Below are 20355 nucleotides of genomic sequence, written 5' to 3' on the forward strand. Positions count from 1 at the left end.
CTCGGGCGGGACGGGGTCTTGACCGTGCCCTCGATAGGATTCGAACCTACGACTTCTTGCTCCGGAGGCAAGCGCTCTATCCACTGAGCTACGAGGGCAACGCAGAACAGCATACCAGGAAATGGACCTGGTGGAGACCAGGCCGAGAACAACGGTCCGACCCGCACGGATATCTCAGCCTGCTCCCAGACTGCGGGAGTAGTACATAGACTGCTCGATACATAGACTCACTATCTGAGGATCGGTTTGGCCAGCTCACGGCCGCACCGAGGCCCACACCGGACTGAGGAGCGTCTGCTGTGCATCTGCAACCCCGTGAACAAGACAAGCTGATGACGGTCGTGGCCGCCGACCTCGCTCGACGGCGCCAGGCGCGGGGCCTGCGCCTCAATTACCCGGAGGCTGTGGCAATCATCACGTATGAATTGCTCGAAGGAGCTCGTGACGGACGCAGCGTCGCCGATCTGATGAGTTGGGGAACCACGATCCTGAGCGTGGACGACGTCCAGGACGGGGTGCCGGAGATGATCCCCGATGTTCAGGTCGAGGCCACTTTCCCGGACGGGACCAAGCTCGTCACTGTCCACGAGCCCATACGCCCCGCGGGCGAATCGCGGTTCGTGCCGGGAGAGTACCGATTGGCCGAGGAACCGATCGAATGCACGACGGATCGGGAGACCATCAGCCTGGAGGTGCTCAACCGCGGTGATCGACCGGTTCAGGTCGGTTCGCACTTCCACTTCGCCGAGGTCAACCGATCGCTTGCGTTCGACCGTCAGGCGGCCCGTGGGTTCCGTCTCGATATTCCCGCAGGCACGGCGGTCAGGTTCGAACCGGGGGACCGGAAATCGGTCTCCCTCGTGTCCATCGGTGGCGACCGCACCGTCTTCGGCTTCCGTGACCTCGTGGACGGCCCGTTGGATGCCGGCCGACCCACCCATCTCAAGGACGACTCCATGCCTGCGAGGCATGAGTCGGCGGCCGGCGATGCCCCCGCCCCCTTGCCCGCCAGGGATGAGGACGATTACTCGAACCAAACCCGGCCGGACGCCTGAACGGAAGCGAGACCGCATGAGTTTCCATATGAACCGTGACCAGTACTCCAACCTGTACGGCCCCACGGCCGGCGACGCCGTGCGTCTGGCGGATACCGACCTGTACGCCGAGGTCGAACGTGACCTGACGACGCCGGGAGAAGAGGCCGTGTTCGGTGGCGGGAAGGTGATCCGGGACGGAATGGGACAGAACGGACAGCTCGTCCGAGACGTCGGAGTCCCTGATCTGGTGATCACCAACGTGATCATCATCGATTCGACGGGTATCTACAAGGCTGACGTGAGCGTGCGGGACGGCCACATCGCTGGAATCGGCAAAGCCGGGAACCCACACACCATGAACGGTGTCGACATCGTGATCGGTGTGGCCACGGACGTCGTCTCTGGTGAGGGAAAGATCCTGACGGCCGGGGGAATCGATGCCCATATCCACTTCATCAGTCCCGATCAGATCGAGACCGCACTGGTGTCCGGGATCACCACGATGATCGGTGGAGGAACCGGGCCCAGCGAATCGTCCAAGGCGACCACGATCACTCCGGGCGAGTGGAACATCCACAACATGCTGCGATCCTTCGAGGCGTTCCCGATGAATTTCGGCCTCCTGGGCAAGGGGCACGGTTCGTCGGTCTCGCCGTTGAGCGAGCAAATCCGGGCCGGCGCGATCGGTCTGAAAGTGCATGAGGACTGGGGCGCGACGCCGTCGTCGATCAACACGTCGCTTCAGGTCGCGGACGAATACGACGTCCAGGTGGCGATCCATACGGACACCCTGAACGAAGCCGGGTTCGTCGAGGACACCAAGGCCGCGATCGACGGTCGGGTGATCCATACCTTCCACACGGAAGGCGCAGGCGGGGGACACGCCCCGGACATCATTGAGCTCGCGGCCGAGTCCAACATCCTGCCTGCCTCGACGAACCCAACCCTGCCGTACACGCGGAATACGGCCGAGGAGCATCTGGACATGCTCATGGTCTGTCACCACTTGCGGGCCGATATCCCGGAAGACGTCGCCTTCGCCGACTCGCGCATCCGCAAGGAAACCATCGCGGCCGAAGACGTGCTGCACGACATGGGCATATTTTCGATGACGTCATCCGACTCGCAAGCGATGGGGCGGGTCGGAGAGGTCGTGATCCGGACCTGGCAGGTAGCCCATTCCATGAAGAGGCAGCGCGGCAAATTGCCGGAGGACGAAGGCACGGCCGGAGACAACTTCCGAATCAAGAGGTTCGTGTCGAAATACACGATCAACCCCGCGATCGCTCACGGGATCTCAGATTCCGTGGGGTCGGTCGAGGTAGGAAAATTCGCTGATCTCGTGTTGTGGGAGCCGAAGTTCTTCGGGGTCAGGCCAGACCTCATCATCAAGGGCGGCCAGATGGTCCACGGCCCGATGGGAGACCCGAACGCTTCGATACCGACCCCTCAGCCCCGCAACTACCGCAAGGCCTTCGGCGCATACGGAATGGCGACGGCTTCCTCGTCCATCACCTTCGTGTCCCAAGCAGCGGAAAGGTCCCAGGTTCCCCGTCTGCTGGGGCTCAACAAAACGATCCGTACATGCCACGGCATCAGGAACCTGACCAAGAGTGATCTTCGGTTCAACGACAAGACCCCCAGGTTGTCCGTGGACCCGGAGACCTACGAAGTCAGGGTCAATGGGGACGTGATTTCGTGTGACCCGGCACGTGAACTGCCGATGACCCAGCGTTACTACCTGTTCTGACCACACCCCTCGCACAAGGAGGAAATCAATGATCGTGACCCGAATACTGGGGAACGCGCAACAGGACGACATCGCGGCCCGCCTCCGGGAGAGACATGTGGAAAAGGTGTCGTTGGCCGGCGAAGACCTCGTCAAGCGGATACAGCGTTTGAGCACGGACCACGGCACCGAGTTCGGGCTCCGGCTGCCGCCCCGATCTCCCGACCTGAAGGATGGAGATGTGCTGGCGCTTCCCGAGCGCAGCGACGAATCGGCGATCGTCGTCTCGGTCCTTCCGACCGATGTGCTGGTGATCAGGCCGAGGTCGGTCCTTGAGATGGGGAGAATCGCTCACAGTCTCGGGAACCGGCACCTCCAGGCGCAGTTCTTCGCGGACGACAGCGAGTACGAGGCGCAAGTCATGGTCGTGCAATACGACCATACTGTGGAGAGCTATCTCCGCGCCGAGGAAGTCGACTTCGTGCGGCAGTCGCGCATCATGCCCGAGCCGTTCCGCCATGCAGAACACACCCACTGATCCCTCCGAGCCGGAGATGCTGAGCCGGCTGATGGGGCTGTTGCAGTTGACCGATTCCGCTCTCCCCACCGGAGCGTTCAGCCACTCGCTGGGCTTCGAGACCTATATGGCGCGCGGCGAAGTGGACGGCGAGGACACCTTTCGGCAGTGGCTTCGGATGTTCGTCGAACAACAACTGACGTTCACGGATGCGACGGCCGTGCGTTTGGCGTACAGGGCCTCGGAGGACGGTGACCTCGTGGATCTCGACGAGCTGGTGACAGCTCAGTCGTTGCCCCGACAGATCCGGGACGGCGGGGTGACCATGGGGCGGAGGCTGCTCGCGATTGGGGCCGAAACCCACGGGGGGCGGTGGACCGAAGCGTACGGGCGGGCGGTCGACGACGGGCGATGCCAGGGGCATCAGGCCGTCTCCCTCGCGGTCCTGGCCCGAGACCTCGGAGTACCCGTCGATCAGGCAGTGACGGCCCACGTTTTTGCCTCCGTCGTCTCCCTCACGCAGAACGCTGTGCGAGGCATCCCGCTGGGCCAGAACGCGGGTCAACGCATCATCGCGGCCCTGCAACCGGACGTCTTGGGGGCGGTCGAAACCTCACGGAGCCTGGACATCAGAGACCTGGGTGCGGTCTCACCCGGTCTGGAAATAGCCCAGATGGTTCATGAGCGCCAGAGAGCGCGACTGTTCATGAGCTGAGATCACAGGACAAGAAGGAGAATCATGACGCAACCGATCATCATCGGTATTGGCGGCCCCGTCGGGGCCGGAAAGACACAACTCATTGAGCGCATCTCGCGGGCTGTCAGCGAGCAGATCCCGATGGCAGCGATCACGAATGACATCTACACGATTGAGGACGCGAAAATCCTCGCGAGGAATTCGGTGCTCCCCGAGGACCACATCATCGGGTTGGAAACCGGGGGATGCCCGCATACGGCCGTGCGCGAGGACACCTCGATGAACGAAGCCGCGATCGAGGAGATGCGCAAACGGCACCAGGACCTTCAGATCATCTTCGTCGAGTCCGGAGGAGACAACCTCTCGGCAACCTTCAGCCCCGAACTCGTGGACTTCTCGATCTACGTCATCGACGTCGCCCAGGGGGAGAAGATTCCTCGAAAAGCCGGACAGGGCATGATCAAATCGGATCTGTTCATCATCAACAAGACGGACCTCGCCCCCCACGTCGGAGCCGACCTGTCCGTGATGGAGGCCGACTCACGGGTCTTCCGAAAGGACAAGCCCTTTGCCATGACCAATCTGGTCACCGACGACGGTCTCGGGGACGTCCTGAACTGGTTGCGCAACGACGTACTCATGGTGGATCTCGCCTAGATGACAGGCATCGCCCACGGCTCACGGTTGCTCGCCGGACCGACAAGCCCGGACGACCGATACGCTGGCAGGCTGCGACTCGGCATCGACGTGCGCGGCGGTCGATCCTACGTATCGGAGCAGTACCACGAGAGGGCGCTGCGAGTGCTCAAACCTCTTCGACTCGACGATTCGGGGCAGGTGGTCTGCACGATGGTCAACCCCGGGGGTGCCTACTTCGGCGCGGAGACCTATGACATCGACGTGACCGTCACCCCGGGTGCGGCCCTGCTGCTCACCACCCAGTCCGCGACCAAGGTCTACCGGACCCCCCAGGGACCCGCCCACCAGAACATGCGGGTCGTGCTCGGGCGCGGCGCGAGTCTCGAATCGGTACCCGACCAATTGATCGTGTACAGGGACGGCGAGTACGTCCAGGACACCGTGATCGACATGCATCCGGAGGCATCCTTGCTGACCGCCGAGATCATCACCCCGGGGTGGTCTCCGACGGGAGCGGAGTTCGCCTATTCGGAACTCAGGATGCGGACAGAGATCAGGGTCCATTCCGAGGAGCGTCCGAGGCGATTGGCCGTGGACCAGTTGCGGATCAAGCCAGGAGAGGGCTCGGAGATCTCCGGGGTGGGGTTCATGGAAGGGCACAGTCATACGGGCCAACTTCTGTTGGCGGATCAAGGCCTGGACGAGCACTTCTACGAGGCCTTGTGCGACATCATGGACGCCTCCCGGACTCTCTCGGGGCTGACCCGCGTGGGCATCGAGCGGCGGGACGGGCTCAAGTGCTGGGCCCTGCGCAGCCTGGCACACAGGACGGAAGACATCCAGGAACTCCACCTGGCTGCAGCGAACGAGGCCCGGAAGCGATTGCGCGGTCAGCAACCGATGAACCTGCGCAAGTACTGAAAAAGTTTCCGGCGACCAGCGAAGGACTATTCCCATGACACAAGCGTTCACCACGAATTTCTTCACCCATTACGTCCGGCGTCGGGAGCAACTGCCGCTGAGGACGAGGGTCGTCTTCACCGTGGGTGCGGTCGTCCTTCTGCACCTGGCTGCCCTGGGACTGCTCCTGACCGCGGTGGCCCCTGGAGCCCAGCCGCTGGCCCTCGGAGTGGTGCTGACGGCCTACGTCGCCGGTATGAAGCACAGTTACGACTGGGACCACATCGCTGCGATCGACAATTCGACGCGGAAATTCGTGTCCGAAGGCAGGAACCCGGCCAGCGTCGGCTTCGCATTCAGCCTGGGCCACTCCATGGTTGTGACCCTGGCCGGGGTCATGGTCATTGCCGGAGCACAATTCGTGCACGGGGCCTTTGAGGAAGGCAGCACGGCAAATCTGGTGCTCGGACTGATCGGGGCGGGAGTCTCGGGCTTGTATCTGCTGATCCTGGGCCTGTTCAACAGCGGTATAGCCTGGCGGCTGACCCGCAGGATCCGGACAGGAGATGTCGTCCCGGAAGGCCTGCCGGCTCAGGGGGCAGACGAGACCTGGGGCTTGATCTCGCGTTTGCTCAGGAAGCCCTTGTCCAAGGTCCGGCGACCCAGAGACATCTTCGTCATCGGCTTCCTGTTCGGCCTGGGATTCGACACTGCCACGACGATCGGGCTGCTCCTCCTGACTGCCAGTGCCTCGCTGGCCGGCGTTCCGGCCCTGGCCCTCCTGGGACTTCCCCTCGCATTCACGGCCGCGATGACGCTCTGCGACACGATCAATGGTCTCGGGATGATGCGTTTGTACTCTTCGGCTATCGCGGACGGAATGACCAGGATCCGATTCAACGCGAGCGTGACCGCGGTGTCCTCGGTCGCAGCGCTCGGGATCTCCGTGCTGACTCTCGGCGGGTTCGTCCACGATCTCTTTGATCTCGACGACCCGATGACAACCTGGATGGCTGACGTGGATCTCGGTGACGCCGGTCTGGTGCTCGTGGGCTGTTTCGTGGTCCTCTGGGTCGGATTCGTCGCGGCCCACCGTCGCCAGGCAAACCGTCTGGAGGCTATGGAGCCGGCCACGGATCGCCGATGAAAGTCCTGCAAGGAATCCTTGGCTCCGCCGGGGTGTTCGGGCGAGGCGACGTCACGAAACCGGCGGCCGCGGCATTCCTTGTAGACTGACCGGGTGACTCCCGAAGAACTCTCCGAAGCAATTTCCGCGTGCCTGCACGAGGCCATCGACGCCGGCCAGCTCGTGCTGTCCGAAGGCCAGACGCTCCCCGAGATGAGGGTCGAACGACCCAAGAATCGGGCGCACGGCGACTGGAGCACCAATATCGCCCTGCAACTCGGCAAGAAGGTCGGCAAGAATCCGCGCGACGTCGCGCAGATCCTCGCGGAACGGATCGCTTCCGTGGACGGTGTCTCGGGCGTGGACATTGCGGGCCCGGGCTTCCTGAATGTGGTTCTCGACGCCGCCGCGGCCGGCGTCCTGGCCAAGAACATTCTCGCGGCGGGACCAGCGTACGGGCGTTCCTCGAAACTCGAGGGAACGCACATCAATCTGGAGTTCGTCTCGGCCAACCCCACGGGCCCGATCCACCTGGGCGGCACCCGGTGGGCCGCCGTCGGTGATTCGCTGGCGCGCATCCTGGAGGCGAACGGGGCCGACGTGACCCGCGAATACTACTTCAACGACCACGGGACCCAGATCGATCGTTTCTCGAACTCGCTCCTGGCGAAGGCGCGCCAGGAACCGGCACCCGAGGACGGCTACGGCGGCCAGTACATCGAGGACATCGCCCAGCGCGTCCTGCGCGAGGTGCCCGACGCCCTGGACGCGGACGACCCGCAAGAAATTTTCCGGTCCTACGGGGTCGACATGATGTTTGCGGACATCAAGAAGTCCCTGCACGAGTTCGGCGTCGACTTCGACGTCTACTTCCACGAGAACTCGCTGTTCGAATCGGGGCAGGTCGAGAAGATCCTGGAGCAGCTCAAGGGCAGCGACAAGCTCTACCACGCCGATGGCGCGTGGTGGCTGCGCTCGACCGACTACGGGGACGACAAGGACCGGGTGGTCATCAAATCCGACGGCAACGCCGCGTACATCGCCGGCGACATCGCCTACATCGCCGACAAGAGAGCGCGCGGCGCACACCTGGCGATCTACATGCTCGGGGCCGACCACCACGGATACATCGCACGGCTCAAGGCCGCGGCGGCCGCCATCGGGGACGACCCGGACGCCGTCGAGGTCATGATCGGCCAAATGGTCAACCTGGTCAGGGACGGCGAGGCCGTGCGCATGTCCAAGCGTGCGGGAACCGTGGTGACCCTGGAAGATCTGGTCGACGCCGTCGGCACGGACGCCGCACGGTATTCCCTGACCCGGTTCTCGGTCGACTCGAACATCGACATCGATCTCGACCTGCTGACCCGTCGTTCGAACGAGAACCCGGTGTTCTACGTCCAGTACGCTCACGCCCGGACGTGCGCCGTGGCCCGGAACGCGGCCGACGCCGGCGTCGTGCGTTCGGACGAGACCTTCGACGCGGCGCTGCTGAACACCCCGGCGGACGAGGAGCTCCTGGCGGAGCTCGGTCAGTTCCCGAGCGTGATCGCCGAATCGGCCGAATTCCGCGAACCCCACCGAGTCGCCCGCTACCTCGAACGCCTGGCCGGGGCCTACCACCGCTGGTACGACGCCTGCCGGGTGACCCCGAAGGGCACCGAGGACATCACCGACACGCACCGTACGCGGCTTGCGCTGAACGACGCCGTGACCCAGGTTCTGGCCAACGGCCTCCATCTGCTGGGTGTGACCGCACCGGAGAGGATGTAAATGGCGAACTCACCATCTGCCGCCGTGCCCGAGTGGCTGCGGCTGCCCTCCGACCCGGCCGCCCTCGACCGCCACATCTGGACCCCGTCCTTCGAACGGTCGACCGGAGGAGAACTGACCATCGACGGGCACACCGTCTCCGATCTGGTCGATGAATTCGGGACTCCCGGATACATCTGGTCCGAGGACACCTTCAGAAGCCGCGCCCGCGAATACCGGCAGGCCTTCGAAGAGGCCTTCGGCGACCACGGGGCGGAAGTCTCCGTCTACTACGCGGGCAAATCCTTTCTGTGCGCCGCGGTGGTCCGGTGGGCCCAGGAGGAGGGCCTCAACCTGGACACCGCGTCGGGCGGCGAGCTCGGCCTCGGTCTGGCCGCGGGCATGCCCGGCCAGCGCATCGCCCTGCACGGCAACAACAAGTCGGGGTCGGAAATCCGGCGCGCCCTGGAGAACGGCGTCGGCAGGATCGTCGCGGATTCCGTGCCGGAACTGGTCCAGATCGACCGCATTGCGCGGGACATGGACACAACGGCGCCGGTCATGATTCGAATCACCCCGGGTGTCCACGCAGAGACGCACGACTTCATCGCGACGGCCCACGAGGACCAGAAATTCGGTCTCTCGCTGGCCGACGGGACCGCCGCGCTGGCCGAGGCCGACGTCGATCCCGCGCTCCGGTCGGAAACGGCCGTTTCCTCGTCAGATTCGGTGGCGATGCTGGCGGCCCTGGTCGCGGAGGCGCTGGGCGGGATCGACCTGCGCGGTTTCCATTGCCACATCGGGTCCCAGATTTTCGAGGCCGATGGGTTCGCCCTGGCGGCCGAACGGCTCCTCGCGTTCATCGCCGAGGTCACCGGACGCATCGAGCGGGAGATCCCCGAACTCGACCTGGGCGGCGGATACGGCATCGGATACATTCCCGGGGACGCGCCTCGTCCGGCCCGGGACATTGCCAAAGACCTCGCGGACAGCGTGGCGAAGTCCTGCTCGGCGCTGGGGCTTCGGATTCCGCACCTGTCGATCGAGCCGGGACGTGCTCTGAGCGGGCCCGCGGGAACGACGCTGTACACCGTCGGCACGATCAAGGATGTCGCGATCGACGCCGAGTCCGGCCGCACCCAGGTCAGGCGTTACGTCGCGGTGGACGGCGGCATGTCGGACAATGCTCGTCCGGTTCTCTACGACGCCGACTACAGCGTGGTCCTTGCCAACCGGGAACCGCTGGGCGAACAGGTCCTGTCCCGTGTCGTGGGCAAACACTGCGAATCCGGAGACATTCTGGTCCGCTACTGCTATCTTCCCGCGGATCTGCGTAGCGGCGACATCCTGGCGGTCGCCGCGACGGGGGCATACTGCTGGTCCCTGTCGAGCAACTACAACTACCTGCCGCGGCCCGGAGTGGTCGCGACGTCGTCCGGGCAGACACCGCGCACCATCGTGCGCGGCGAGACCGAGGACGATCTTTTCGCCAGGGACGCCGCCCTCTGAGGACGCATCCCGACGCAATAGGAGAGACTATGACCGAATCGACGATCAAGGTGGCACTCCTGGGTGCCGGAACCGTGGGCTCGCAGGTAGCGAAGGCCCTCACGGAGGATTCCGAGGAACTGTCCCGACGCATCGGTGCCGTTCCGGAGCTGATCGGCATCGCCGTCCGCTCGCTCGACGCCGAGCGGGACTACCAGGCGGACCCGGGCCTCTACACCACGGATGCGGAGACCCTCATCGATGGGGCCGACGTCGTCATCGAACTCACCGGTGGCATGGAGCCCGCCCGGACCCGCATCCTTCGGGCCCTGGAGCAGGGCAAGCACGTGGTCTCGGGCAACAAGGCCCTTCTGGCCGCGCACGGTGCGGAACTCCACCGGGCAGCGGCGGAGAACGGCGCCCAGCTTTCGTACGAGGCCGCGGTGGCCGGCGCGATTCCGATTCTGCGTCCGTTGAGGGACTCTCTCGCGGGGGACCGGGTCACCCGAGTCCTCGGCATCATGAACGGGACCACCAACTTCATGCTGGACGCGATGGATTCCACGGGCGCCCAGTTCGACGACGCCCTGACGGAGGCGCAGAATCTCGGCTACGCGGAGGCGGACCCGACCGCCGACGTCGACGGTCTCGACGCCGCGGCCAAGGCCGCGATCGTCGCATCACTGGCCTTCCACTCCGAGTTCACGATCGACGACGTGCACTGCCAGGGCATCAGGGACATCACGGCCGACGACGTCGCCGCCGCGGCCGAGGACGGCTACGTGATCAAGCTGCTCTCGGTGTGCGAACTCGACGGGGACGGGGTCAACATTCGCGTCAATCCCACGCTCATCCCTCGGTCCCATCCACTGGCCAGCGTCCGGGACGCGTACAACGCGGTCTTCGTGGAATCCCGCGATGCCGGAGAGCTCATGTTCTACGGTCCGGGCGCCGGAGGAGCGCCCACGGCCTCGGCGGTGCTGGGCGATTTCGTCTCGCTGGCCCGCCGATCGGTCCTCGGCGGTCCGGGTGTGCCGGACTCGTCCTATGCCGGGCTGAAGGCGACGTCACTGTCCAACGTCGTCTCCCGGTACACCGTCGGTCTGCGGGTGAGGGACAAGCTGGGGGTGCTGGCCGCCATCGCGAACGTGTTCGCCGAACACGGCGTCTCGATCCAGACCATGCACCAGACCAAACATCGGGAAAAGGAGGACGTCGAAGGCGATCACGCCACGATCCGCATCGTGACCCACAAGACCAGCGACGAGAGCCTCCGCTCCACGATCGACGAGTTGTCCTCCCTGTCCACGGTCTACGACGTCACCTCGGTGATCCAGGTCGAGGGCTGAACACACTGTCCACCAGTCCGACCGGGCACCGACCCGGTTTCGTTCAACACAGAAAAGGAAATCCATGGCACACGTCTGGCGAGGGGTCGTCCACGAGTACCGCGATCGGCTCCCCGTGACCGACGAGACCGAGGTCGTGACGCTCGGCGAAGGCGGAACCCCCCTGATCCGCGCGCCCAAGCTCTCGGAACACACCGGCAACGAGGTCTACATCAAGTTCGAGGGGATGAACCCGACCGGGTCGTTCAAGGACCGCGGCATGACGATGGCCATCACCGCCGCCAAGGAACAAGGGGCCGAAGCCGTGGTCTGTGCCTCGACGGGCAATACCTCGGCCTCCGCCGCCGCATACGCGACCCAGGCGGGTCTCAAGTGCGGCGTCCTGGTGCCGGACGGAAAGATCGCGATGGGCAAACTGTCGCAGGCGATCGCGCACGGAGCCGAGCTGCTCCAGGTCGAGGGCAACTTCGACAACTGCCTCGAGGTCGCCCGCAAACTCGCGGAGAGCTACCCGGTGTTCTTGGTCAATTCCGTGAATCCCGCCCGCATCGAGGGGCAGAAGACGGGCTCCTTCGAGGTCGTGGACGTGCTGGGCGATGCACCGGACTACCACTTGCTGCCCGTGGGCAATGCCGGGAACATCACGGCCTACTGGAAGGGGTACAAGGAGTACGCGGCTCCGTACGTCAACGACGCCGGCGAGACGATCGCGCCCGTCGCCACGAAGACGCCGGCCATGTGGGGTTTCCAGGCCGAGGGCGCGGCCCCCATCGTGCTGGGCCATCCCGTCAGCGAGCCCGAGACGATCGCCACCGCGATCCGCATCGGCAACCCGGCGTCGTGGGACAAGGCGGAAACCGCACGGGAGGAGTCCGGCGGGCTCATCGAGTCCGTGACGGACGATGAAATCCTCGAGGCACATCGGTGGCTCTCCTCGCGGGAAGGCGTGTTCGTGGAACCCGCCTCCGCGGCGGGGGTCGCAGGTTTGCTCAAGAAGCACCATGCGGGCCAGGCGCCGACCGGGGCGACGATTGTCATCACGGTGACCGGGCACGGCCTCAAGGACCCCCAGTGGGCGCTTCGTGGTGCGGATGGCGATGACATCGAGCCCACGAAGGTTCCTTTCGACGTCGTGTCCGTGGCCGACGCACTCGGCCTGGAGTAAGGAACCGATCATGGATATCAGCTCATCACCCCTGGTCGACGGCGAATCCGCGGCTTCCTACGGGACGGACCTCATTCCCGTCGGAACGGCGGTCCGGGTGCGTGTCCCGGGATCTACCGGCAACGTCGGGCCCGGGTACGACAGTCTCGGGCTTGCGCTGGGCAGGTACGACGAGCTGACCGTGGAGAGAACCGACGAGCCGCTGGTCCTCGACGTACGGGGCGAGGGCAGCGGATCGGTTCCCCGGACCGAGGAACACCTGGTGATTCGGGCCATGCGCACGGCCTGGCGGGCCATCGGGATGCATGCCCTGCCGGGGCTTCGGGTCGAAGCCGTCAACGGCATCCCCCATTCCCGGGGGATGGGGTCTTCCGCGTCGGCGATCGTCGCGGGCGTCGTTGCGGCCAACGCGATGGTTCCCCAAGACCTTCGATTGTCCGAGAATGCGATGCTCCAGATCTGTTCCCAGATGGAGGGGCACCCCGACAACGTCGCGCCCTCACTCTTCGGCGGCCTGGTGATCTCCTATTCCGGAGCCGATGGTTTCCATTCGGTCTCCGTTCCCGTTCACGACGACGTCGTGCCCGTCGTCGCCGTGCCGGACTATGAGGTCCCGACGCGAATTGCGCGCGGTCTGATCCCGGAATCGGTTCCGCACCGCGAAGCGGCGGTCAATTCCGGCAGGGCCGCGCTCTTGGTCCATGCGATGAAGGATGAGCCCTCCGAGCTGTTTGCCGGGACGGAGGACTCTCTTCATCAGCAGTACCGCGCCAGCGCCATGGGGCCGAGCGCCGCCCTGGTCGCCCACCTGCGGGGCAGGGGGCTGGCAGCTATCGTTTCCGGTGCGGGACCCACGGTCCTGGTGCTCGCAGCTAATGTCTCCGAAGCCGAACGCGCGGCGGAGGCGATGGACGACTTCTACGACACGCCGGCCAACGTCCTCGATGATCGAATCGTGAATTGGGATGTCGAAAGGCTGACCGTGGACGGCAACGGTGTTATAGTTGACCACATTGAGCCCGGAACGCTTCGTTGAAGAACCGGTGCTCGCCGACCGGATGGTCGATCTCCGGGATCGATGTTTTCCTCCGATCGGGACATGAAAATCCGCTGTTCTGGCGGATCGACGCGTCAGTCTCTTGTTCCTGAGCCGTGGTCGTCGCGGAATGACAGCGTGCTCTGCCGTGGGCCGAGTTCGCATGATCAAGCCGCGAGGATCGTTGCACCTCGTCTCGAATTTCTTCGAGTCGACGAGGACTCAGACCGCGTCATTGATTTCCGCACTCTCTGGTGCGGGGATTTCGTACGTATCGCGTTATTTTCTGGCGGCGCGTACTGACCATTAATATTCGGATTCCGCTTCACATGCGGAACCCACGTCGAGGGGGAAGGATCCTTCGTGACCGTATCGACCGACCTATCGGGTGCGGACCAGCCAACCAACGGTTCGGCTGAACAGACTCGCAGCAGCGAGTCCCCAGAATCTCAGAATACGCAGGGCGCCGCTTCTGCCCAGTCCTCCGAGCAGGGCAAGGGCAACGGAGGACTGAGCGCTCTCAAACTGGCCCAATTGCAGGCCCTCGCCTCACAGCTCGGCATCGTCGGAGCCCGCCGGATGCGCAAATCCGCGCTCGTCGACGCGATTTCCGCACACCAGCGGGGATCAGCGGTCGCCGATCGCGAGGAGAAGTCGTCCCAGAAGAAGGGCTCGGACCAGAAGGCTTCGGGCCAGGCCCAGGTCGAGGCGGGCTCCGACGACAAGAAGTCCACGGAGAGCGATTCCGCGTCGGACAAGAACCAGTCGGAACGCTCCTCACGCGGCCGGTCCCGCAGGGGTGCCTCCGGCGGGGACGCGAAGAACGACGCCGCAGGGACCGGGAGCACCGGCCAGGCCGCCGAGACCGGCGACCAGCAGCAGAGTGAGGCCCAGCAGGGCGAGTCCACGAAGGGCGACTCACAGAAGGGCAATCACAAGGAAGACCGCGAGCAGGACCAGAACCGCGGCAAACGCAACGACCAGCGCGGTCAGAACCAGGGCGGCTCCCAGGACCAGGACGGTCAGAACGACCGTCGCAATGACTCCAAGGGAGACGACAAGGGTAACAACGACCGCAACCGCCGCAACAAGAACAACCGTTCCAAGGACAACAACAACTCCGAGGACGGCGGCAAGAACGACGGCGGCAGGAACAACAACAACGACAAGAACGACGGCGGCAAGAACAACAACGACCGTCGGAACAACCGCAACAAGGGCGGCAACAACGGTCCGGAGGACGACGACAACCGCAAGGGCCGGAATCGTCGGAACCGGAACCGGAACGACCGTCGCGACCGTCGGCGCGGCCGCAACAACGGTCCGGAGGTCGACGACACCGAGGTGACCGAGGACGACGTCCTGCTGCCGGTCGCCGGAATCCTGGACGTCCTGGACAACTACGCGTTCGTGCGGACCTCGGGGTACCTGCCCGGTCCGAACGACGTCTACGTTTCGCTCGCCCAGGTCAAGAAGAACCACCTGCGCAAGGGCGATGCCGTCGTCGGTGCGATTCGTGCGCCGCGCGAGGGCGAGAACCAGAACAACTCGCGCCAGAAGTTCAATGCTCTGGTCCAGCTGACCAGCGTCAATGGCAAGAAGCCGGAAGAGTTGAACGAGCGCGTCGAATTCAACAAGCTGACGCCGCTGTACCCCAACGAGCGTCTGCGCCTCGAGACCGAGCAGAAGAAGATCGGTCCTCGCGTGGTCGACCTCGTTGCCCCGATCGGCAAGGGCCAGCGCGGCCTCATCGTTTCCCCGCCCAAGGCGGGCAAGACGCTGATGCTGCAGTCCATCGCGAACGCGATCACCACCAACAATCCTGAGGTCCATCTCATGATGGTTCTGGTGGACGAGCGTCCCGAGGAAGTCACCGACATGCAGCGCACGGTCAATGGCGAGGTCATCGCTTCGACGTTCGATCGTCCCGCAGACGATCACACGACCGTCGCAGAGCTGGCGATCGAGCGAGCCAAGCGTCTCGTGGAGATGGGGCACGATGTCGTCGTCCTCCTCGACTCGATGACCCGCCTCGGCCGGGCCTACAACCTGGCGGCACCGGCCTCCGGCCGGATCCTCAGCGGTGGTGTTGACTCCGCCGCGCTCTACCCGCCCAAGCGTTTCTTCGGCGCCGCGCGGAACATCGAAGAGGGCGGCTCGCTGACCATTCTCGCGTCGGCCCTGGTCGAGACCGGATCCAAGATGGACGAGGTCATCTTCGAGGAGTTCAAGGGAACCGGCAACATGGAGCTGCGCCTGTCCCGTCAGCTCGCGGACAAGCGGATCTTCCCGGCCGTGGACGTCAACGAATCCGGCACCCGCCGCGAAGAGAATCTGCTCTCGCAGGACGAGATCAAGATCATGTGGCGTCTGCGTCGCGTTCTGGCGGGCCTGGATCAGCAGCAGGCCCTGGAGGTGCTGACGAGCAAGTTGCGCGACACCCCGACGAACGTGCAGTTCCTGCTCCAGGTGCAGAAGACCACGTTGGGCTCCAAGTCCGACGACTAGCACCCCACGACCGGCGCCCGGATCCACTGTTGGTGGGACCGGGCGCCGGTTTTTCGCGCTCCGTCCGTGCGGCCCGGAGCGAGTGAGACAATGGAGGCCGCACCAGACTTTCGATCACCGAGGACCTCATGCTCGATTCCATCCAATCCTTGTTCGATGAGCACCAGGAGTTGCAGCAGCAGCTCGCCGACCCGGCGGTTCATGCCGACCAGGGACGGGCTCGTAAGCTCGGGCGTCGGTATTCCGAGCTCAACGGCATCGTCGAGGCATATCGAAGGGTCGAGTCCCTCAAGGGAGACCTCGAGGCCGCACGCGAGATGGCCGAGGAAGAACCGGAATTCGCCGATGAGATTCCGACCCTCGAGGAGTCGCTCGAAGAGGCCGAACAGCGCCTGCACCGGCTGCTCATCCCTCGGGATCCCGACGACGGCCGGAACGTGATCCTCGAGGTCAAGGCCGGCGAGGGCGGTGACGAATCGGCCCTGTTCGCGGGCGACCTGTTGCGCATGTACGCTCGCTACGCCGACCGCAAGGGGTGGAAGACCGAGATCCTGTCGTCGACCGATTCGGACCTGGGCGGATACAAGGATGTCCAGATGGCCGTGAAGACCTCCTCGACCGACCCGGCCGAGGGCGTGTGGGCGCACCTGAAGTACGAAGGCGGCGTGCACCGCGTGCAACGCGTCCCGGTCACCGAATCCCAGGGGCGGATTCATACCTCGGCCGCGGGCGTTCTCGTTTTCCCCGAGGTGGATGAGCCCGAGGAGATCGACATCAGCCAGAACGATCTCAAGATCGACGTGTACCGGTCCTCGGGGCCCGGCGGTCAGTCCGTCAACACGACCGATTCGGCGGTGCGCATCACGCACTTGCCGACCGGAATCGTGGTGGCCATGCAGAACGAGAAGTCGCAGCTGCAGAACCGCGAAGCCGCCATGCGCGTGCTGCGCGCCCGGCTCCTGGCGCACCAGCAGGAGCATATCGACGCCGAGGCCGCCGAGCACCGAAAGTCCCAGGTCAAGACCATGGACCGTTCCGAGCGGATCCGCACCTACAACTTCCCCGAGAACCGGATCGCCGACCACCGGACCGGGTACAAGGCGTACAACCTGGACACCGTGATGAGCGGTGACCTAGAGGCCGTGATCCAGTCGGCGATCCAGATGGACGAGGAACACCGCCTCGCCGCCCTGGGCCAGGACGCCGAGTAGGCCGTGTCGGAACACTCCTCGGACGCCGAACCCGGAGTGGCTTTCTCGGGACGTGACCTCGACGACCTGCCGCTTGCCGAGGCCCTGCGCGAGGCGGCGCGGCGGCTGAAGACCGTGGGTATCGAATCCGCCAGAGCCGACGCGGAACTGCTGGTCGCCCACCTCGTGGCCACCGACCGCGGTGGGGAGGTCTCGCGGGGAGAGGTCATGGCAGGAGCGGCGGCAGGAACCTTGGACACGCCGAAGGGCTTCGACCAGATCGTCGCCGCCCGGGCCTCACGTGTTCCCCTCCAGCACCTGACCGGGCGGGCCTATTTTCGGAATCTCACGCTGCACGTGGGCCCCGGCGTCTTCATCCCCCGTCCCGAAACGGAAGTTCTGATCGACCACGTCAACGCGCACCTGCGTCGACGTGCTCATGAGGCCGAAGCGGCAGGCCGGGACCGACTCGTGGCCGTGGACCTGGCCACCGGGTCCGGAGCCCTCGCCCTCTCGATGTCCCAGGAGAACCCGGGGTGCGAGGTCTACGGCGTGGAGCTGTCCCGCAGCGCGGCGGAATGGGCGACCAGAAACACGGAACTGACGGGCCTGCCGGTATCGATACTGGTCCAGGACGCGACCCGGGCGCTCCCGGGGTGGGAAGGGCGCGTCGACGTCGTCGTGTCCAATCCGCCCTACATCCCGACCACGGCCGTGCCCAAGGACCCCGAGGTCGCCGATCACGACCCGTCCATGGCACTCTACGGCGGGTCCGAAGACGGCCTCGCGATACCGAAGGACATTGCCCAGCGGGCATCCGAACTCGTCCGCCCCGGTGGCCTGTTCGTGATGGAGCACGCCGAGGTCCAGGCCGAGGCAGCAGCGCGCATGTTCTCGAAGCTCGGATTCCACGACGTCGAGACCATCCACGATCTGACCGGGCGGCCACGAGCAACCAAGGGTTACTCTGGTGTCTGAGGATTCCGTCGACCACGGACCGCAACAACCGAAGCAACGAAAGCCGCATCGAACGTGACAGCAACCGTATACACCGTCGCCACCGACGACGAGCGCGAGCAGGCCATCGCCGCCATCGAGAAAGCCGTTCTGGACGGACGGACCGCAGTGATACCCACGGACACGGTCTACGGGATTGCGGCCGACGCCTTCTCGCGCGGGGGCGTGCAGCAGCTTCTCAACGCCAAGGGCAGGTCACGGAGGATGCCGCCTCCCGTGCTGATTGCCGATTCGAGTGTTCTGCCCGGGCTCGCTGATGACCTGAGCGCGGATGCCCACGCCCTGGCCGAGGCGTTCTGGCCCGGAGCCCTCACCCTCATCGTGTTTTCCCAGCCCTCGCTGAATTGGGATCTGGGGGAGACCCAGGGGACCGTGGGGTTGAGGGTTCCGGACGACGAGCTTGCTCGGGAGATCCTCAGACGGACAGGACCGCTGGCGGTATCGAGCGCGAACAGAACCGGGCAGCCGGCGGCAACGACCGGTGACGAGGCCGTTGAACAACTGGGCGAGCGGGTCGAGGCCATCGTCGACGCCGGACCACGGCCGGAGGGCCGCGGAGCCGAAGCCCGCAGCTCCGATGCTGCCCCGTCCACGATCATCGACGTCACGGGCCAGCGCCCGGTCGTGGTGCGGCTCGGCGCCCTGTCCATGGAACGCATCAGGTCCGTGGCACCAACGGCCGTGACCCAGGACGAACTCGATCGGGAGAAGTCCGCAGAGGCGGAAACCGAGCACAGCCCCGCGGACCCGGACGACGCCGGGGGCGAGGACGCCTCCGAAACGCGGGACCCGATCAACGGGCCCGGAGACGGCCCCCGGGCCGCGGACGCCGCGGACGGCTCCGTCGAGGCCGGGCTGTTCGCCGCCGGGACCACGGCGGCGACCCCGTCGCGCACGGAACCGGTCGATCAACTCAGACGCAAGGTCACGGACGGAGCCGGGAGCCCCGGCCGCCCGCGGCCCGCTGCGACGCGTCCTCTCGGGGTCGAGGAAGCACGTCATCTGCTCTTCCCCGACCAGGAGCGAGGCGAGGACTGAGCCCCCCCCGAGGGCTCAGAATCTCAGCGGGTCGACCCCGTAGCGGTGTGCGCCTCCCTGAGGACCGAACCGATGCGACGCTCCGGCAGGAGGCCGTTCTCGACGGCCCAGGTATCGTCCTGGGGCTGACCGAACCACATCAACTCCGCGCGCCGCACGGCGCCCTGAAGACGCTCGTTCATCGCGGAGGACAGCAGGTGCCCGAAGGACACCCCCCAGCGGAGGGCGAATACGGGAATCCTGCGGGGTTCGCGACGTCCGGCATCCCGGATCACGGAGGCAGTCGTGGCACCCTCCCACGGCTGAAGAACGATCGGGGGAAGATCCCCGTCGAACGAGCCGACGGAGACCACGAATTCGGCGAGTGCGTGCACCGAGGTCACCGGCGTCGGACGATCGCCCCTGCCCGCAACCATGGCGAGGGGCGAGGACGCGACACGCGCGAGGTTCGACGTGGTCTTCCGGCCGGAGCCCTGGACCGACGTGGCACGCAGAATGCACAGTTCGGCGGCATGATTCGGCTCGACCCTGGCCGGGGCGTTGCTGGGAGCGGGCGGGAAATCCGACGCAGCGGAGCCCGGTGCGGCCCCGGCCTGGGCGGTGGCATTGATGAAGTCCCGAAGTCGGAGCACGCAGTCCTCACCCAAAGCCTTGGAGAAGGAATACTCGGAGAAGGGCGACGTCGCGTCGGTGGCGTCCAGCTTCGGGCGGGAGCCCTGAACGGCCGAGGAGCTCAGGTGGATCACGCGCCGGACGCCGGTGCGCTGGGCGGCCACGGCGACGATGGTGGGCAGCAAGGCATTCGCTCCGACCAGGGACGGAAGATCGTTCTGGTCCGGTGCCGAGAGACCCGCGGCGTTGACCACGACCTCCGCACCCGCGAAAGAATCGGCCAGGTAGTCGACCACGGATTCGAGGCGGCGTGCCTCGGCGATGACCTGGCCGGACGATTCCGACGACGTGGCCAGCCGCGGCGCCGAGACCGGAGCCGCGCCGATGCCCTCCTGCTGGAGTCTGGTCATGATCGCAGAACCCGCGAAACCCGTGGCCCCCAGAACCCTCCAGGTGCTCTGACTCATGCTTCCTCGCTTTCATCCGCGCGACAGCCCGACGATAGACCGAGTTTGCATCGGGTGCCGGGGTAAACTGTCACGTGCCGTTCCATGG

The 20355-nt window shown here is 65.3% G+C and carries 17 protein-coding genes and 1 tRNA gene; 16 read left to right on the plus strand and 2 right to left on the minus strand.

The annotated features are described in order from the left end of the window. Window positions 1-25: 25 nt before the first annotated feature. Window positions 26-98: transfer RNA gene (locus tag ACTSLZ_RS06805), tRNA-Arg, on the minus strand. Between the two features lie 201 nt (window positions 99-299). On the opposite strand from ACTSLZ_RS06805, the gene ACTSLZ_RS06810 reads away from it, so the two are divergent. The 16 genes from ACTSLZ_RS06810 (at window position 300) to ACTSLZ_RS06885 (ending at window position 19188) form a co-directional block, all read left to right on the plus strand. Continuing rightward, window positions 300-1055 carry an urease subunit gamma gene (locus ACTSLZ_RS06810; RefSeq protein WP_443094541.1) on the plus strand — a complete coding sequence of 252 codons (756 nt, stop codon included), beginning with the start codon at window positions 300-302 and terminating at the stop codon, window positions 1053-1055. Between the two features lie 16 nt (window positions 1056-1071). After that, window positions 1072-2787 (plus strand): urease subunit alpha, encoded by a 1716-nt coding sequence (gene ureC, locus ACTSLZ_RS06815; protein WP_443094542.1) that lies wholly within the window; start codon window positions 1072-1074, stop codon window positions 2785-2787. Window positions 2788-2815: 28 nt separating this feature from the next. Then, the gene (gene ureE, locus ACTSLZ_RS06820) at window positions 2816-3304 is read left to right on the plus strand and encodes an urease accessory protein UreE (RefSeq protein ID WP_436594251.1); all 489 of its coding nucleotides are present in this window, start codon (window positions 2816-2818) and stop codon (window positions 3302-3304) included. Continuing rightward, a complete protein-coding gene (locus ACTSLZ_RS06825) occupies window positions 3285-3998 on the plus strand; it encodes an urease accessory protein UreF (protein ID WP_443094543.1) in 714 nt (237 codons plus the stop codon). Before ureE ends, ACTSLZ_RS06825 begins: the two co-directional genes overlap by 20 nt. A 24-nt stretch (window positions 3999-4022) precedes the next feature. Then, window positions 4023-4637, plus strand: a complete 615-nt coding sequence (gene ureG / locus ACTSLZ_RS06830; protein ID WP_397554871.1) for an urease accessory protein UreG — start codon at window positions 4023-4025, stop codon at window positions 4635-4637. Beyond that, the gene (locus ACTSLZ_RS06835) at window positions 4638-5540 is read left to right on the plus strand and encodes an urease accessory protein UreD (protein ID WP_443094544.1); all 903 of its coding nucleotides are present in this window, start codon (window positions 4638-4640) and stop codon (window positions 5538-5540) included. It abuts the gene before it with no gap. A gap of 34 nt (window positions 5541-5574) precedes the next feature. Then, window positions 5575-6666, plus strand: a complete 1092-nt coding sequence (locus tag ACTSLZ_RS06840; RefSeq protein WP_443094545.1) for a HoxN/HupN/NixA family nickel/cobalt transporter — start codon at window positions 5575-5577, stop codon at window positions 6664-6666. A gap of 93 nt (window positions 6667-6759) precedes the next feature. Then, window positions 6760-8418 carry an arginine--tRNA ligase gene (gene argS, locus ACTSLZ_RS06845; protein WP_443094546.1) on the plus strand — a complete coding sequence of 553 codons (1659 nt, stop codon included), beginning with the start codon at window positions 6760-6762 and terminating at the stop codon, window positions 8416-8418. Beyond that, window positions 8419-9906, plus strand: a complete 1488-nt coding sequence (locus tag ACTSLZ_RS06850; protein ID WP_443094547.1) for a diaminopimelate decarboxylase family protein — start codon at window positions 8419-8421, stop codon at window positions 9904-9906. A gap of 29 nt (window positions 9907-9935) precedes the next feature. Further along, window positions 9936-11234, plus strand: a complete 1299-nt coding sequence (locus ACTSLZ_RS06855) for a homoserine dehydrogenase (RefSeq protein WP_178979672.1) — start codon at window positions 9936-9938, stop codon at window positions 11232-11234. A 64-nt stretch (window positions 11235-11298) separates the two neighbouring features. After that, window positions 11299-12399, plus strand: coding sequence for a threonine synthase (thrC, locus tag ACTSLZ_RS06860; protein ID WP_443094548.1), 1101 nt, complete (start codon window positions 11299-11301; stop codon window positions 12397-12399). Window positions 12400-12409: 10 nt separating this feature from the next. Next, a complete protein-coding gene (thrB, locus tag ACTSLZ_RS06865; protein ID WP_129314155.1) occupies window positions 12410-13435 on the plus strand; it encodes a homoserine kinase in 1026 nt (341 codons plus the stop codon). A gap of 363 nt (window positions 13436-13798) precedes the next feature. Continuing rightward, on the plus strand, window positions 13799-15943 hold the full coding sequence (gene rho / locus ACTSLZ_RS06870) for a transcription termination factor Rho (RefSeq protein WP_443094549.1): 2145 nt from the start codon (window positions 13799-13801) through the stop codon (window positions 15941-15943). A 128-nt stretch (window positions 15944-16071) separates the two neighbouring features. Then, window positions 16072-17154, plus strand: coding sequence for a peptide chain release factor 1 (gene prfA, locus ACTSLZ_RS06875; protein WP_443094550.1), 1083 nt, complete (start codon window positions 16072-16074; stop codon window positions 17152-17154). Between the two features lie 3 nt (window positions 17155-17157). Further along, a complete protein-coding gene (gene prmC, locus ACTSLZ_RS06880; protein WP_443094551.1) occupies window positions 17158-18111 on the plus strand; it encodes a peptide chain release factor N(5)-glutamine methyltransferase in 954 nt (317 codons plus the stop codon). Between the two features lie 54 nt (window positions 18112-18165). Next, window positions 18166-19188 (plus strand): L-threonylcarbamoyladenylate synthase, encoded by a 1023-nt coding sequence (locus ACTSLZ_RS06885; RefSeq protein ID WP_443094552.1) that lies wholly within the window; start codon window positions 18166-18168, stop codon window positions 19186-19188. A 23-nt stretch (window positions 19189-19211) separates the two neighbouring features. On the opposite strand, the gene ACTSLZ_RS06890 is transcribed toward ACTSLZ_RS06885, so the two are convergent. Beyond that, the gene (locus tag ACTSLZ_RS06890; protein WP_443094553.1) at window positions 19212-20267 is read right to left on the minus strand and encodes an NAD-dependent epimerase/dehydratase family protein; all 1056 of its coding nucleotides are present in this window, start codon (window positions 20265-20267) and stop codon (window positions 19212-19214) included. Between the last annotated feature and the right edge of the window lie 88 nt (window positions 20268-20355).

Origin of the sequence: Rothia koreensis, from assembly GCF_052232265.1 — a bacterium.
Taxonomy (GTDB): domain Bacteria; phylum Actinomycetota; class Actinomycetes; order Actinomycetales; family Micrococcaceae; genus Rothia; species Rothia koreensis.

Coding starts and splice junctions, on each gene's coding strand:
- ureC (WP_443094542.1), top strand. CDS start 1,072: ATGAGTTTCCATATGAACCGTGACCAGTACTCCAACCTGTACGGCCCC.
- ACTSLZ_RS06855 (WP_178979672.1), top strand. CDS start 9,936: ATGACCGAATCGACGATCAAGGTGGCACTCCTGGGTGCCGGAACCGTG.
- ACTSLZ_RS06850 (WP_443094547.1), top strand. CDS start 8,419: ATGGCGAACTCACCATCTGCCGCCGTGCCCGAGTGGCTGCGGCTGCCC.
- ACTSLZ_RS06890 (WP_443094553.1), bottom strand. CDS start 20,267: ATGAGTCAGAGCACCTGGAGGGTTCTGGGGGCCACGGGTTTCGCGGGT.
- thrC (WP_443094548.1), top strand. CDS start 11,299: ATGGCACACGTCTGGCGAGGGGTCGTCCACGAGTACCGCGATCGGCTC.
- thrB (WP_129314155.1), top strand. CDS start 12,410: ATGGATATCAGCTCATCACCCCTGGTCGACGGCGAATCCGCGGCTTCC.
- ACTSLZ_RS06825 (WP_443094543.1), top strand. CDS start 3,285: ATGCAGAACACACCCACTGATCCCTCCGAGCCGGAGATGCTGAGCCGG.
- ACTSLZ_RS06840 (WP_443094545.1), top strand. CDS start 5,575: ATGACACAAGCGTTCACCACGAATTTCTTCACCCATTACGTCCGGCGT.
- ureE (WP_436594251.1), top strand. CDS start 2,816: ATGATCGTGACCCGAATACTGGGGAACGCGCAACAGGACGACATCGCG.
- ACTSLZ_RS06835 (WP_443094544.1), top strand. CDS start 4,638: ATGACAGGCATCGCCCACGGCTCACGGTTGCTCGCCGGACCGACAAGC.
- ureG (WP_397554871.1), top strand. CDS start 4,023: ATGACGCAACCGATCATCATCGGTATTGGCGGCCCCGTCGGGGCCGGA.
- prfA (WP_443094550.1), top strand. CDS start 16,072: ATGCTCGATTCCATCCAATCCTTGTTCGATGAGCACCAGGAGTTGCAG.